At 63.6% G+C, this 15,302-nt stretch carries 14 protein-coding genes; 6 read left to right on the top strand and 8 right to left on the bottom strand.

The window, feature by feature from the left end:
* Positions 1-608: 608 nt before the first annotated feature.
* Positions 609-851, bottom strand: coding sequence for a hypothetical protein (locus tag MF609_RS11740; RefSeq protein WP_242416498.1), 243 nt, complete (start codon positions 849-851; stop codon positions 609-611).
* A gap of 312 nt (positions 852-1,163) precedes the next feature.
* Positions 1,164-1,454 (bottom strand): hypothetical protein, encoded by a 291-nt coding sequence (locus MF609_RS11735; RefSeq protein WP_242416497.1) that lies wholly within the window; start codon positions 1,452-1,454, stop codon positions 1,164-1,166.
* 165 nt (positions 1,455-1,619) lie between these two features.
* On the opposite strand from MF609_RS11735, the gene MF609_RS11730 reads away from it, so the two are divergent.
* From MF609_RS11730 to MF609_RS11710, 5 genes are all read left to right on the top strand, one after another.
* Entirely contained in the window at positions 1,620-4,061 is a 2,442-nt protein-coding gene (locus tag MF609_RS11730; RefSeq protein ID WP_277991197.1) for a S8 family serine peptidase, read from the top strand.
* Between the two features lie 19 nt (positions 4,062-4,080).
* Positions 4,081-4,746, top strand: a complete 666-nt coding sequence (locus MF609_RS11725) for a hypothetical protein (RefSeq protein WP_242416496.1) — start codon at positions 4,081-4,083, stop codon at positions 4,744-4,746.
* Positions 4,747-4,827: 81 nt separating this feature from the next.
* Positions 4,828-5,505 carry a hypothetical protein gene (locus MF609_RS11720; protein ID WP_242416495.1) on the top strand — a complete coding sequence of 226 codons (678 nt, stop codon included), beginning with the start codon at positions 4,828-4,830 and terminating at the stop codon, positions 5,503-5,505.
* Between the two features lie 248 nt (positions 5,506-5,753).
* On the top strand, positions 5,754-6,086 hold the full coding sequence (locus tag MF609_RS11715; protein WP_242416494.1) for a hypothetical protein: 333 nt from the start codon (positions 5,754-5,756) through the stop codon (positions 6,084-6,086).
* An 86-nt stretch (positions 6,087-6,172) separates the two neighbouring features.
* Positions 6,173-6,919 carry a hypothetical protein gene (locus tag MF609_RS11710; RefSeq protein WP_242416493.1) on the top strand — a complete coding sequence of 249 codons (747 nt, stop codon included), beginning with the start codon at positions 6,173-6,175 and terminating at the stop codon, positions 6,917-6,919.
* Between the two features lie 109 nt (positions 6,920-7,028).
* Here MF609_RS11710 and MF609_RS11705 read toward each other — a convergent pair whose 3' ends face one another.
* From MF609_RS11705 to MF609_RS11685, 5 genes are all read right to left on the bottom strand, one after another.
* On the bottom strand, positions 7,029-8,660 hold the full coding sequence (locus tag MF609_RS11705; RefSeq protein WP_242416492.1) for a DNA-directed RNA polymerase subunit alpha C-terminal domain-containing protein: 1,632 nt from the start codon (positions 8,658-8,660) through the stop codon (positions 7,029-7,031).
* Positions 8,661-8,759: 99 nt separating this feature from the next.
* A complete protein-coding gene (locus MF609_RS11700; RefSeq protein ID WP_277991196.1) occupies positions 8,760-10,622 on the bottom strand; it encodes an AAA family ATPase in 1,863 nt (620 codons plus the stop codon).
* Between the two features lie 70 nt (positions 10,623-10,692).
* A complete protein-coding gene (locus tag MF609_RS11695; RefSeq protein WP_242416490.1) occupies positions 10,693-13,080 on the bottom strand; it encodes a helicase-related protein in 2,388 nt (795 codons plus the stop codon).
* 1 nt (position 13,081) lies between these two features.
* A complete protein-coding gene (locus MF609_RS11690; protein ID WP_242416489.1) occupies positions 13,082-13,228 on the bottom strand; it encodes a hypothetical protein in 147 nt (48 codons plus the stop codon).
* Between the two features lie 560 nt (positions 13,229-13,788).
* Positions 13,789-13,929, bottom strand: a complete 141-nt coding sequence (locus MF609_RS11685) for a hypothetical protein (protein ID WP_242416488.1) — start codon at positions 13,927-13,929, stop codon at positions 13,789-13,791.
* A gap of 571 nt (positions 13,930-14,500) precedes the next feature.
* On the opposite strand from MF609_RS11685, the gene MF609_RS11680 reads away from it, so the two are divergent.
* Positions 14,501-14,803 (top strand): hypothetical protein, encoded by a 303-nt coding sequence (locus tag MF609_RS11680; RefSeq protein ID WP_242416487.1) that lies wholly within the window; start codon positions 14,501-14,503, stop codon positions 14,801-14,803.
* Positions 14,804-14,943: 140 nt separating this feature from the next.
* Here MF609_RS11680 and MF609_RS11675 read toward each other — a convergent pair whose 3' ends face one another.
* On the bottom strand, positions 14,944-15,201 hold the full coding sequence (locus MF609_RS11675) for a PepSY domain-containing protein (protein WP_242416486.1): 258 nt from the start codon (positions 15,199-15,201) through the stop codon (positions 14,944-14,946).
* Positions 15,202-15,302 lie beyond the last annotated feature (101 nt).

Here is a 15,302-nt window from a genome sequence, read left to right as displayed (position 1 = left end):
GAACCTCTCCCTCAGAACTCCGTGCAATGCGAAGTTCTGTTATATGTGTTATTGTTAAACCGAATTGTACGAAACTGATTGCCTCGCTGAAGCGGGCATGTGATCCGATCGCATGTATCAGGGGTTTGGCGCGCCGGTAGTAACTACGCGCTTACGGTTGTCCGCTTTGTCATAAGTGTAACTCGTCACGACCCCGTTCGACCGAACCACTTGAACGACCCGCCCTTTTGCGTCGTAGGTAACGGTAGTCGTCTCGGCCGAAGCCAGCGATGCAATCGATGTCAACGCAACGGCAGCAACAAAATACTTCATGGCCCACCTGCATGCTACTTTTGTATGACCGCCACTTCAACATACAGTTTGATGGGATGCAACCGTATAAACTCGAAGTGCGCGACGTGATATGGTTGGTCATTTACCACTATTAAGATGATCCAAATCGGATCTTTCTCGTCACGGGTCAGGTCTGCGAACACTCCTTGGCCCATTGCCAAATCGTTGCGGGAGCCCCACACCATTCACATTGAAAACGTCAGGGGGTGGTGAGCGCGACGCTTTGATATGACTCAGCGGCGAGTTATTCGTAGCGAGTGGCGATGCTGCGGAAATCATTGAGGCGGTAGAAGGCGTTCCTGGCGGGGTGGCGCCAGCGCAGCGGTCTCGACGTAGTGGATAGTACGTTTGAGGTCGCGGCGGCCTGGGATGGCCGGGACGGCGCCGGCATCGCGGGCTAGGCCGCGCAGCCGATCGGCATCGTAACCCTTGTCGCCGAGGAGGTAACGAATGCGCGTGTCTCGTTCGAGAACTGTAGATGCGGCCTTCACGTCGCTGACGTCATCCAGCGTCGGCATCAGCGCATGGGGGAGGTCGATGACGTCGGCGAGCGCAGGCCCTGGGCCGCCCAGTCATCGCGCGAGCGGGCGATCGCCTGGGCGAAAGGGCACTTTCTGCGCCGGATGCGGCAGCTGCGCACACACGTAGGTGCTGTGAATCGTGGTAGTCTTTGTGAACGTACCGGCGTCCACCAGCGCGTCCAGCAGCTTGAGCTAGAAGACACGAGCGATCAGCGGTTGAACCGGTTGCAGAACGTCGTCGACGGCCCGTACGTGGCCGGACAATCGGTCCAGCGCCAGCCGACGTACGCATTTGCAGGATGCGTGAGATCACCCGGCGATCATCAACCCGCCGTGGCGCGGCTTGGTTCTTCGGCAAGTGTCCAGCGGCATCGTTTCAGTCGATCGCATTCTGCGGCGTTTCCAAATCTCCCAATGCCCACGGGTCTTGATAATTGCTGTACGATCGGTGGAAGCGTCGGGGCCGCGAGGTATGTCCAAGCGGCGCGCAGTGGCGGCCCGGTTCGGCTGCTGTAGGGATGCGATCCCTTTGTTCGTCGTCGTTTGGTCAACTCCGACGCGTTCGGCGTTGTAGCCGATCTGCAGTTCGATATCGCTCAATTCGATGATGCCCTAATCGCCGCCGGCTGATGATCGTGGATTGATCGTGTTAACACTTTCCGGTTAGAGCTGAACCGTCCGCCAGCAGGCGGACCGAGGCGTCAGAACCTCGCAACGACAGCCGATGCCCGGCCCGAACCAGTTTCGGCCGGGGAGCGGGCGTGCATGTCCAAGGTGTTTCGGCGCCTAAAGACGCTCGCGCCTGTCTCGTTGCAGGTTCTGAATCCCCGGCTCACGGGCCGGCACCGCCTCGTCAACAGGGGCGGTGCCGTCGGCTGGGAGCAGCCCGCCGGTGCCGACGCGAACGGGGACACGCGCGTGGGTGCATCGGACGAACGCCGCAGTACGCGGCTGACGATCTTCAGGAATTCCGTGACCGCGTCGACGGCGGTTCTGCTGGCCGCGTGCGGCGACGGCGGGACCAACTCGGCCGGGAGCGGTGCTCCGCCAACGGGTGGTTCGACGCCCACGCCCACGCCTCCGCCAACGCCAGCCCCCGTGCCGGCACCTTCCCCCTCCGCAGCCGACACGGTCGAGTACAAGGCGTCCGCCGCGGTCGTGGCCGCCAAGGCGGCCTACGCCTACGACCGCGGGATCACGGGGAAGGGCGTGACGATCGCCATCGTCGACAGCGGCATCTCGCCCACGTCGCCGGAATTCGCCGGTCGCATCTCGTCGGGCAGCACGGGCTTCGACCAGCGCATCGCGCGGTGCGGAACCTGTCCCCCGGAGACGGTCCCGGCATTCCCCATCGCGGACCTCGACGGCCATGGGAGCCAGGTCGCCTCGGTCGCGGCGGCTGCGCGGGACGGGAAGGGCATGCACGGCATGGCGCCGGACGCGACCATACTCGCTCTCAAGGTGTCGGGACCGGACCTTGAAGGCGTGACCGCCGGCAGCACGGCGCCGATCGGCGAGAGCGGGCAGCCGAACGCCGCCCTGATCGCGCCGGCATTGCGGGAGGCGGTCGCGAAGAGTGCGTTCGTCACGGTCATGTCGTTGACCGGGTTCGCGGGAAGTGCGATCGCGAGCGACCAGCGCGCTGCGATGGATCAAATCCGCACGGCCGACCGTCTGCTGGTCCAGTCCGTCCCGAACGAGGCGGGCCGGGACGGATTCGCCGGGGAGTTCGCCGAGAACCTCGTCGGTGCCGACCGCGTCAACGCGGACTGGTTCCTCTTCGCGATCGGCGTCGACGGAAGCGGCGTCCCTCGCGCCGCCAACGGCAACGCCGGGATCCTGGTCGATCGGATGATCGCGGCGGTGGGAACGAACGTTCAGGCGATCGACAAGGATGGTGGCATCGTCACCGTCACCGGCAACAGCTTCGCGGCACCCGCCGTCGGAGGTGCCGCCGCGCTCCTGAAGCAGCATTGGTCGCACCTGGGAGGCAGGGCGATCGCCCGCATACTGCTCGACACCGCCACCGACATGGGCGCTCCGGGGGGCGATGCTGTCTACGGGGTCGGCATGCTGAACGTCGAGAAGGCGATGCAGGCGCAGGCACCGGCCGCCTCGTTCGTCGCCGCGCAGGCGGTGTTCGCCCGCTACGCGTCGGTGGAGGTGTCGGCACCGTTCGGTGGCGCCGCGACCGCGGCGAGGATCGCGGCCTCCGCCGGCAGGATGATGGTGTTCGATCGGTACGGTCGGGACTTCACGATGACGGGTGCTACCGGCGTCCGTGCCCGCTCCTCGGGCCTGCTGGCCGGAAGCATGCTCGGGACCGGCGGGGCGTCCGTGCCGCGGCGCTGGTCGGTGGCCGAGGAGCGCGTCGGCTTCTTCGGACAGGACGTCGTCGGTCCGTGGCAGGGCGTTGCTGCGGATCGCCCTGCCGTGGCCAGCTTCTCCCTCGGTTCCGGCAGGACGATGAAGATCGAAGCGAACTCGGTCGTCGGTGGCGGCACGGTCTCCCTTTCCGGTTCGCCCCTGCGCGGCGTCGTTGGTCAGCCGGTGGGGATGCGGACCTCGTTGGCGATGGGCGGCTGGTCGGCCTCGTTCTCTTCGGGTGCCTCGCGGAATGACCGGTCGGACCTGCGCACGGCTTCGGTGTCGATGCCGTTCGGTCTGGGCCTGGAACTGACCGAGCTGGTCGAACGGAACCGGATCCTCGGCATGAGCGGTGGCGCAGGCGTCGTAGGGCTGATGGGCGGCAGGACCACGCTGGCGACGGCCGTGCTGCAGCGTGAGCTCGTGGGCATCGCATGGAGGATGCGCGCCACGGTGGGCAGTACGCGGGTGCTCGACGGCGGGAGCGACGCGTTCCGGTTCGAAGGCCGCGTAGCGGGTACCGCGTTCTCGCTCGAAGGCGCGCGTCCGCTGTTTGGCGGTCGTGCGTCCTTCGGTCTGTCGTCGCCGTTCCGGGTCGAACGGGCGCGGGCCTCGATGGTCGTGCCGGTGTCGTACGACCTGATGTCCGGTGTGCTTTCGGAAGGTCGGCGTACGTTCGATGTCTCGCCTGACGACAGGGAGCTGGACGTCGAACTCGGCTGGGCCTTCTCGCTCGCTCCCCGATCGACGTTGCGCTTGGGGCTGGCCCACGCCTTCGACGCCGGACACGTCCGCGGTGCGGCCGACACCGCCGCCTTCGTCAACCTCGCCATCCGCTGAACCCGAAGAGGAGAGAAGCATGACGTTCCGACGATTCCCCACCGCCGCCCTGCCGCTCGTAGTGGCTGCCACGTTCTCCGGCTGCACCGATCCGAAGGAGCCGAGCGCCGAGGCGTTTCGTCCTGCGCTCGAGGCACGGGTGCGTGACCGGTTCTGCTCCGCCATCGACGTCATGCCGTACGAGATCGAAGGGGAGGGCGGGAACGCGCCCTTTCCGATCGTGACGTCGCCCAGCCGCGGGATGGCGGGGGCTGGATCGGACGGCATGTCGGTCGCGATGCTCGACGCGTTCGTCGAAGCCGGCCTCACGACGCGTACCGCCTTCGAGAAGCCGGCGCGGTGGAAGGGGGCGTCGGACAGGCCGTTCGTCCGTCAGCCCCTCCTGTCCTATGCGCCGGCGGAGAAGGGTGCGGCATATCTGCGCGCCATCGAACATCAGGCAACCAGGGAGAAGGTCGCGGTACCGTCGTTCTGCGTGGCGAAGGGCGAACTGGTCGACGTCGTCCGCTGGACCGAGCCGGTCAGCGTTCCGGGACGCATGATGTCGCGCGTCACCTACGCGTATCGCGGTCTCGATCCCGTGTCGTTCATGAGCGCATCGGACCGCGAGGTCATGGCGCGCCCGAAGGAGGCCGTCGCCGACTTCGAGCTGCAGAGCGACGGCTGGCATCCGATGACCCGCTGAGTTCCGCACCGAACCCGACCGTCCGCGCCGTGATGACCTGCCGGCGGTGATCGTCTCCAGAACGGATGAGGATACCTCAAGATGAAGCACATACTGAATGCCACCGCCGTCATGACGATCGTGACCCTCGCCGTGCCGGGTTCTCTGCACGCGCAGACACCCGGAACGAGGTCCCGACCGGTTGCGCCCGAATCCGGGCCGCTGGCGATGGACGTGGCCGGGGTGCGGTTGGGCATGCCCGTGGCGCAGGCGCAGGCGGCGCTGGCCGGAACCTATCGTTGCGAACGTCCGTCGCGGACGCGGTCCTTCCAGCAGCTCGTGAACGTCGAGGTCGAGCGACGCCGGGGCGGCTCGAGCTTCTTCGGCCCGGAAGGCGCCGCGGTGCACGAACTGGCCTGCACTGGTCCGTCGGGCGAGTACCTGCGCCTGTTCATGGCCCAGACGCCGACCGGTACGGTCGTCGACAGCATCGATCTCGCCATAGGGACGGAGCGCGTCGATCCGAAGGAACTGGTGCGTCAGGTGGAACGGAAGTACGGACGGCCGACGGAGGGCACGGCGGCGAACGGATCGTGGTGCGTCGGCCGTTGCGGTTTCGACCTGACGATGGAGCCGTCACCCCGGATCACCGTCCGGTCCGATGCGTGGCGTTTCAAGATATTGGGCAGTCGCGGACGGAATGCGCGGTTGGCGGACGAGGCTGCGGTCGCCGCCGCTGCCGCACGCGATGCCCCGGCCGCGAAGAGGGGGGCGTTCTGAGCATGGTGGGTGAATGTTCCGGCTGCGGGGTCGGATCCGCCCCTCTGCCTGCGGGCCGTCCCGTGCGACGACATGCCGCCGTCGATACCGACCGGAGCCACATGCGGACTGGTGGCGCGAACGACCGTCGAGCCGGTGACGTTCGACCATGGGGGATGCTGCTGCTTCTAGCCGTCGGATGCAGCGTACCGGTTGCGGCTGGTGAGCCACGTGCGTCGGCGAGCGCGCGAACCCTGCCCCTTGAACCGATGACGTTCAGCGAGGCGGAGCGGGCTGGAGCCGTCGGGACCGGCTGTACCTGGCTCGGGGGACGTGACGGATCCCGGCGGCTGGCGATGGCGGACGACAGGGCGGCGGTACGGCGGAATGGCGTGATCCTCAGGATGAAGCCGGCGGCGGGTGCGAAGCCGCTCTTCCTCACGTACGATCGCTGGACGGTCGGAACGTTGCGCATCGTCATCCGTGATACCGGCAGGGTCGTGCGACGCGGACACGAGTTCTCGGAAACCATCGCGTGGATCGACTTCGAGGAGAACGGGCGGAAGCGCTCGTTCGAGGGGTGGCTGAACTGTGGTTCATGACTGTCGCGTCGTTGCGCTTGCCCCGCGTTGATCGATGGGCAATCCTGCAATGGACGGGGAGCGCCCCGCTTCGGAAGGGGGCATGAATGCAGGTTGAACTGATCCGGTTCGAAAAGCCGGAAGAGAAGCACTGGGCCTCGGCTCCGTTTCGCTGGGTCATGGACAATCCCGGCAAAAGCCTTCTGGCCGCGCCGGTGATGCTGGCCGGTCCCGCTATCGTCGGTGTCGCGGGACTCGTGACGGCAGCGACCGCGTTGGGTGGATACGCGAAGTCCTGGTGGGATGGTGTCGACGAGGTCGATGTCCTGCCGCCCGAAGGTCGAGCTGATCTGGAGGAGATGGCGGGGCAGAAACTGAAGTTGAACGTTCCGTATGCCGTCGTACGGGCGCTCGACCTGGTGGTCGAGGCGGACCGTCTGCAGAGCGTCATGGTCCGTCGTGAACTGGCGGAACTTCTGACCTATCTGCGCGGGGAACTCCACCTGACCTCGTTCAAAGCCTACGTCCGTCAGGCGAACGGCGGAAAGGTGTTCGTCGGTGGCATGTTGCGTGGCGAAAGCGAGATTGCAGGATTTGCAGGGAGTAGTCGAGAAACCGCATTGGCATGGTCGACCGAAACGCCATCGGTGCCGGAAGGCTCTGCAAGAAGCGTGTTCGTCGATCAGTATCCCGATGTGGTCGCTGCAGCCCGAGCAGCACGTAACGGCTCCTTCGAAGCATCTCAGCTGCGATCGTTCGACTTCGGCATTTCCGCAAAGGCGGCGAAGCAGGCGGGGATCGATGCGGCATGGCTCTCGCAGTACGAGATTAGGATCGAAGCTAGCTACGCCTGAATAGTCGGCTTGGTGGAAGGCTGGTTCTTGCGGGTCTGCGGTCATGAAGCGTTGATGCCCCGGAGGCGTCAGTTCTTGCGAGGATGACCGGTATGTTAGGGGAATCGTCCTACGTCGGCATATTCTTGGTGGTTGGACCGTCAGCCGCGCGTGTGCGAGTCATGACGTGCCGAATGGCGGATCGTACATCCGCAGGCATCTCCGCGACTATTTCGAGGATGGCGTTTTCGGCCTTGACCAGCATAGCGCCTGCGCGACGCGCGACGACGGAATGCGCGGCATATTCGCTTACCGCGCCGTCCCACACCCCGCCGCCCACGAACAGTGCGGCGGTGAGGATCAGGTTCTTCGCGGAGATGACGCCTCGTCGGCTCGCCTTCGAGCCTACGAAGTCGCCGCGATCGCCTGCGTCCAAGAGCCTGCGTAGCAAGTCCGCATCGGCTTCCCTTATTAGGTTGGTTTCGGCAGCGGCAGCGAACGCTTCGCGCGATGCCTTGGCCGATGACTGCGCGACGAGGAACCTGCCGGCCTCGTCGTCGAGTTCTCGAATCGTCGGGAAGCGTCGCAGCCATGGGGCCATTCCGGTCAAGACGTCCTGGAGGGGACGCGCGGCGGAAGGATCGAGCGCATCGACTGCGGACTGCGGATCGTTTCGTGCGGCGGCGTCCATCTCGACGTATGAGCCGAGCTCAAGGGCAGCGCCGTAGAGAGAGCCGAGCACGTCCGGGATTTCGAGTCCAGGTCTTTCGAGGAGTTGCGTCAGTCTGTCGCATAGAGGCGCAAGATCCTGCCAACCCTGCTGATTTCCCAGCCGCGAAGCGATTGGCGAAAGGGTTTGCAACTTCCGCCTTATCGATGCCTGAAGCTGTACCGACATGGGCGATGCACCAGCTTCACGGTCGGAAAGGATACCGATGGCGGGATCGATGGCGAGCCTGTCCCCCGCGCTCGTGAACATTTCCCCCGCGGGAGCCTGTGGTGTTCGCGAAAGCGTAGCAGTCGGATGCGCATCGGCGAGCGCTGCTTCCATGGTCTCCGGCGGCCACCCGGGTATGGTGGTGCCAAGCATCAGGCCGAACACGCCTAAAGCAATCTTGATCTCGTCCAATCGTTTCCGGCCCAGCGACGGTATCCTGAGGACTTCCGCCTCCGTTTTCTGGACGAGGTCGCCGATGTGGATCATGTTCTGCTGTTGGAGGAGACGGAGCGTTCCGTTCGACACGTTGAGGTCGACGGTCTTCCATAGTAGCTTGGGGTTGAGCGTGGTGGTGCCGTCGCCGACATGGAGGAGCGCGCCCCTTCGGACCGCTTCGTGCTCCCCGTCATGGTCGTGCCGCCATGCCGACGCCCCATTTGCGATGAGGAGGGCCACCATCTCGATGCGACGGTCCGATGCATCTCCGTGCCACCCGGTCAGGTCTACATGCCGCACGACTTCGCTGGGAACGTTGGATGGTTGTCCTTTGGACAGCAGCACGACGAGCGTCTCCTGCGGGGCCGCCTCGATGACCTTTCGCCAGTCCGTATGCATGAATGTCGAACGCTCTCCGTCCGCCGACACGAGCAGCCAATCCGGAGGACTCAGATCCCGGATAGGGTACGGGTGTAGGGCATCTATGGAGACGAAGATCGGCGGCAGTCCTTCGGACACCTTGCTGACTGCTCTCCTCAGGACCTCCATCGGTGATGCGTCGGGGAGAAACGTGTCGTGCGTGGCGATGATCTGCTGCGTCCGGCTCATGCAGCTACTGGTAGCGCGGTGAGCCGAGCCGCAAAAGACAGGCGATCGATTGTCTTACGGGTTCTGTCCTACGTCGATGGCGTGGCTTCCTTGTCGAACTCATGCCACCGGGTCGTCAGGCTCTGCGAACGCGGCCTGCCATGCGGGATTGATCAGTTCCACGCTCGTAGAGAAGATCTTGGCTTCGACTACTTGGGTCGACCCGCGCATATGCCGGTGCAGCGCGTCCTTGAGGGAGGGCATCAGGTTCTTTCCGTGGCAGATGCTCAGCGGAAAGACGGCGTTGCCGTCCGCTGGCAGGAAGTCTTCCGTCTTGGGCGCGTTCTGCGGCAAGCCAGCCTCCGCCCATTCCTGCTTACCCTTCTTCCGTTCGCTCGCGTAGAGGTTGCCGTCGATCGTGTTTCGGGCCTTCTGCAGGGCGAGCACCATGGCGTCCCGCTTCAGCTGCACAGCATCGCGGACCGTGGCGTCGACGATTTCCGCGGAAATGGCCTCCCCGAATACTGCCTTGAGGTGATCTGGCTGGGCGAAGCTGTGCTCTACGTCGTTTGCCGGAGTGAAGACTTCGGTGACACGTTCTACACCAAGATGCGCCCGTTCCTTGGCGGCGACGATGATCTCGTATGCCATCTCCGCATCGGTCCGGTAGTCGCGATCGCGATGGATGACGATCCTCGCGTCCGGTCGCAGTTCCGAAACGATGCCGGCGAGCAGGCGAGCGGCGGAAAGGTTGCCGCATCCGTTATAAGAAAGGACGGCGAGATCGTCGGGAGCGCCGTTCGCCTTGGCAAGCGTGGTGGCGGGCCCGGTCTTCTTGTCCTCGGTGAAGAGTATGATCTTTCGGGCCGGATCGAACGCCTCGGCTCCGGCCGAGAGCGCACCCAGCGTCATTAGCATCGGGATTGCCGGGCGGCGTGTCTCGTCGACCGCGACCTGCGCGCCTTCGTTCATCCAGACCAGACCGGCGTCGGTGTCTCCCAGAAGCCGCTTGATCAACTGCGGGGAGTGGCTCGCGAAGAGGATTCGGGTGCTGGTCTCCGAAGCGATCCCCTTCAGCGCTTCGTAGAGCCGGGCCTGACTGTCGGCATGGAGATGCGCGTCCGGCTCGTCGAGCAGGAGGAGCGGAGGTGCATAGAAGCAGGCGTAGGCCAGGATCTGTATGACCTGAAGCATTCCGGTAGAGGCCATGTCCAGGGTAACGCGCGTCTGGTCCCGGTGGACCTCGACCTTGACGAACCGGTCTCGGCGGTGGTTATGATCGACGACGATGCGGACGCCTTCGTAGCACCGATCCAGGAGTTCGCTGAAGAGGCGCCATCCGCTTCCTTCGGGAAGAGCGCTGATCTCGCGAAACGTCCGCCAAGCTATCCGGTCGGCTTCGGCCTCTACTCCGTTGAAGAGGTGATCCAGGACCGATCGCAGGTACAGGTTCGCGTCGCCATGCATCACCGCCGCGTCCATGGCGCCCTTGGTCCGCCATTCCTCTCGGATGGGTATGCCCGAAAGACCCGGCGTCAGAATGGAGAATGGTCGATCGCGATTTCCGAGGACGGCGGCGAAATCATCGTCCCCACTCCGGGTGATCAGGATGTTGGCGTTCTTCCCGCGTTTGATTCCTATCGAGACGGTCTTCGTCGTGCCGTTGTCCATGTCCTCGCCGATGTACGTCACGACGAAGCCGGACTTCTGCGTCGCTGTCTCGCCGCGTTTGAGATCGAGCAGATGCTCCGTCGGGCGGTACAGGACGGCATCGTTGGCGACCGTGACGACGAACTCGGGCGATCCGTTCTTGCGGATCCGGCGCAACGCGGCCTGAAGGATCGATACGCCGAGCTGTGCTGCCTGAAGGGCGCTGCTCTTACCGCTGGTGTTGCCGCCCACCAAGGAGGTGATCGGCTTGAGATCGATGCCGAGCGTCGCGATGCGCTTGAAGTCGGTCACCTCAATTCTGTCGAGCCTCATCCTCACATCGCCGTCTCCTCGACGACTGCCTTAGCGCCAATGGACGAATGTTGTGCAAGGGTTTTGATGGTCAGGGTCGCGTCGTCCAAGCGGTACCAAGAAGCGTCTCGATGTCGCTGCGGGCGATGACTTCGCTTGCGGTTGCCCAGTCGTCCTGAGAGATGAGATCGGTGCTGTACTTGAGCTCGAAGGCGTCGAAACGCCTCCGTGGCACGGTGAAGGCGCGCAGCCGTTCCTCGAGCGTCTCGATGTCGTCGATCCAGTCGGCGTCTATGGTCTCGGGCAGAGTGCCGAAGACGTCACTCGACTTCCTCAGGCGTTCGCTCAGCACACGATACACCTTCTCGTCCACGGTACCCGCATATGTCAGGTTCGCCATGTCGACCCGATCGCGCGTCTGTCCGAAGCGCTTGATTCGACCTATGCGCTGTTCCAGGCGGGCGGGGTTCCAAGGTAGATCAACGTTGATAAGCGTGCCGAGCGTCTGCAGATTGAGCCCCTCGCAAGCCGCATCGGTCGCCACGACCAGGCGAATATCGCGTTCGGCAACCAGCTTCTTTATCTGGTTGCGCTCGATGCTAGTCGCCACCCCGCCAACGATGAGGCGGGATCGGCCAGCGCCTGCATATAGTGCGACGGCCTTATCGGACGCTGCCGCACTCAGTGCCTGGGCGATCCAGGAAGCGGTCTCGTAGTACTGGCTGAAGACGATGCAGCCCATCTTCCGCCAGCTGCGTGGACCGCTCCGATGCTCATCGAGGAAGTACTGGACCGCCCGCAACTTAGGGTCTGGACGGTCGGTGAGGGCCGCAACGACCGCTCGAAGGTGACGCCGTTCCTCGGCACGAGCATCGAAGGTCCTCTCCTCCAACGCCTCCTGGATGTCGTCGTCGAGTTCTTCATCGCCGATCAGGGCCTTCGCCGTTGCGATGGCGGCAGCCTGACTGGAGCAAAGTCTTTGCAGAAGAAGGTTCTTCATGAAGCCCGCCGGCTTGTCGCGCCGCGCGTAGGCCTTCGTGAATGCGTCGACTGCTTCCAGCGCGGCATCGAACCCGGATGAGGTGTACAGGCTTAGACCGTCGAACAGGTGGGACGGCCCGGGAAGGTCATTGGTGGGATGTATGTCCACGGGCAGGCTCGGCAACAGGCCCAACCGCTCGAGGTCACGACGTTTCCGAAGTACGACATGTCGCAGAAGCGGGTTGTCCCGCTGAAAGTACCCAAGGCCGCCTCGCTCCGCGGTGAGCTCCATCTCGGCCTTCAGCGTCACGACGCGGTTGTCCATGTCCGACGGGTACCGATTGGTGATCCATTCTCGTTCACCCATATCGAGCATCGCTCTGATATCGGCGAGCAGATCGTCGGATCCCGTGGGCGGTAGGGGGTTCGTCAGAAGCTGCCAGCCTTCCCGCAGGTCGGCGACCTTTCGTTCACCCTTCAGGAAGGGCAGCACGCGGTCTGGTCGTTGCCATTGCGAGAACGCGTTGCCCAGGACGAACTCGGCGTCTTGGTTGAGCCCGTGTAGAAGATCCCAGAGATCGCTCTCGCTGGTCTGGATCGGTGTCGCCATCGACAAGAGCAGATGCCGGGTCTGAGGCGCGATGCGGAGAAGGAACTTGAGAAGATTGTTCGGCGTGCGTTCGTTCGATCCCATAGGTTCGGATCCGCGCGCCTTGTGTGCCTCGTCGAGGATCACCATCCCGAAGCGACGACGAAGAAGATGTTCGGTCTCGGTGCCATGCTTCGGTTGCCCGTGACGGTCGATGCCGTGGACGATTAGCCCGGTGGATACCAGTCCGACGGCGTACGGACAGCGAGCGATGTCCTGGACCCCGCCGCTCTTGATCATTCTTCCGGAAGGATCGATCCAGCACTTGCGCGTGCTGTGCCAACGAGCGACCGGCATGCCGAGACGGTCCAGGAGCTCGATCTGCCACTGCTCGAGCAGTGTGGACGGCACGAGTATGAGGACCGGTCCGTCACCCAACAGCACGGAGACGAGAGCGGATGCGGCCAGCGAAAGGGTCTTCCCGACGCCGACTTCGTCGGCAAGCAGCATGCGGGCGCGGCCGTACGTCTCGCGGTGGCGCATGAACTGGACGACGAATGCTCGTTGCCAGGGCTGGAGCGCTTCGCCGTCGCGGTAGATCGGCGTTTCCGCAAGGGCTGCAGGCGCTATGCCAACGGGATCGTCGTGGAAGGCGACGATCTCGACCTCGCGCCTGTTCGCGAGACGTCCTATTTCCTTCACGACGGCATCCGGAAGCGGCTTACCCTGAGCCCAGAGTTCGTCGAATTCCGCCTGGACCCATGCGACGCCTTCTGGAGAGGTATCCTCCCATACCAGTTCGTAGTTGTGTGCCCATGCCGCACGGGTTTCGTTTATCGATCCCATGAACGATATTGCCCCGTCCGGGCTGGTGATTACGCCGGCCTTTCCATGCAGGAAGGGCGCCACGTTAGACGAACACGACGATGCCGTTCTGCAGACGGTACGCGCCGAAGCCCAGCAGGCGGTCGTCCCAGACGAAATCCTTCCGGCCGGGCGCGGACGGTGGGATCGACTTGATGGTGTCCTTGGTGAGGGTGCGGCGTTCTCGCGGCAAGGTCGATGCTCCTTCCATTGGTCGGAAGACAGGATCGCATCGGCCTAGACCTGGCACGCCCCATGGGGGCCCACGCTATCAGTCTATCGTTTGAAAATGGCGCGTTTCAGTGCCGGAACAATTTGCCGAGGGCACTTGGGGAGATGAAGTTCTATCAATCGGTTAGCGATTGGGTAACGTCGCTCCGATAGTTCACCTCGCAGGTGTTCTAGGATCATGTGATGAGTAGAAAAAGAACAGAAAATTTGCCGGTACCGACAGCGGTATGGTGGCTGACAGGGATTTTTGGTCTTTACACCCTAGGGATGCTGTTCTTTTTATGGCTATTTCGCTTAGAACCCGACTACGTCGCAATTCTGAACACGGTCGCAGCGATCATTTCTGCTCCAGTAGGCGCCCTCATCGCGATTGCGATCTTCATCTCTGGAAGGCGACCAGACAAGGCGGTGGATGATCGGTCTGATGTAGGTGGAAACACCCACGGATCTACGACGTACCTCGATCAACCAATGCCGAGCAGCTTCGATTCCGGTAGGGTCGGAATCGAAGGTCCTGTTCCGTCAGGGCATAAGGGCGTAGGCGACGAGCAGGCCGGTGATGAGCTGCATTCCCAATCCGGTGATCGCCATGTCCTCCCTCGTCCATGACTTCCCTCCGATGTTGCCCTGGCGAGGGTAGCCGAGGCAACCGGCGAGGGTCATGACTAGGCCGCTCAGGCCGACGATGGCCGCTGCGATGGCGGCTGGTCCGATTGGTCCCATTTTGATTTCATCCTTTCGTTGCTGTACGTATGGTCAGCAACCAGTCTTTCTTCTGCTTCCTGAATGAGCATTTACCGGCTGGGATGTGGCGGGCGTCATGGCATCCAGCGCCGTGAGCCGGTACTGCCACGCACCTGGGGCGGGCTTGCAGCCGCCGGAACAGCACCCACCTGTCCGGCTGGTGGTCGGAGCGATCGCATGATGGCACCGATAGCGTGTTCGCTCCCTGTTCTCAGTCTTCGCTGGCCTTCGGGGCAATCGCCGGGTAATCTCCACGGAGGAAACCGGAGCGTTTTGGGTCAGTCGTGGTCAGAGTCGTCAGAGAGCTAAGCCATTGAGCAGCCAGCAGGATAAGCCTCTACCCATCCGCAAGATAATCCACGTTGATCAGGACGCCTTCTATACATGAGGCTGACGGATGACGCGTTCTGCGGGCTGCGACGGGAGCACCGACGCGGCGGGTAGGGCGGCGTCCGATTGCGGGGAGAACGGTGTGTTTCTCAGATCGATGATGACGACCTTTCTGGCGCTGGCGATTTCGCTGGCCACGATCTGGATCGAGCCCTCGACGGACGAGCGCGCGATGTATGGGACGGAGGGACCGACGTACGGGAACTGGCTGCCGCGCAAGGTCGCCGGCTGGCCAGCACCGTTCCTCGCCGACGATGTCGACGTGTCGGTGCCCCATGAGATCGGTCCGGAGGATCTCTTTCGTCCTGGCCCGTTTCTCGGCACGCTCAGCTTCTGGCTTCTCGTCGTTGCGGCAGCCGATGCGTTTCTGCGCACGATCTTTAGGCGCGGCCGTCGAGAATGATGGGAGAGGCGGTCCGATTACCTGCAATCGAACCGCCGTCCGCCTCGATCAGGTAGTCCGCCTTCCGGTCGCGTCCTCCGGGTCGACTTGCTCCGGAGCCTTCCGCTTTGACCGAAGCGGCCCTGAGGATCGATCCGTGTTCAGTCGCGGTCACGTTCCATCTTCGTGACCGCACCCGAGCGGGGATCGACGTGGAACTCGTACCTGACGCCCGCCTTCGTGGCATCGCCTTCCCAATGGCCGTCGTCGGCTTCGAGCTTGGTGACCTGATACCCTCGCTTCGCGAGGATCGACTTGACCTTGGCGCCGCTGATCCAGTCCTTGCCGGGCACGTCGGCGAGAGCGGGTACGGCGAGTCCGGTGACCGCGACGGCGGCTATGAGTGCGTTCCTGAACATGATCTCTTCCTCCGATTGACGACAAGCGATCCGCCATGCGGTCGGTTCCGGGCGGGACGCTGGTCATCCGGCGTTCGACGTCGGTAGACATGACCCGGCCC

It is taken from the genome of Sphingomonas panni (assembly GCF_022664435.1).
GTDB lineage: Bacteria > Pseudomonadota > Alphaproteobacteria > Sphingomonadales > Sphingomonadaceae > Sphingomonas > Sphingomonas panni.
The sequence above is the reverse complement of the archived record's forward strand: the minus strand, read 5'-3'. Positions and strand labels throughout refer to the sequence as shown.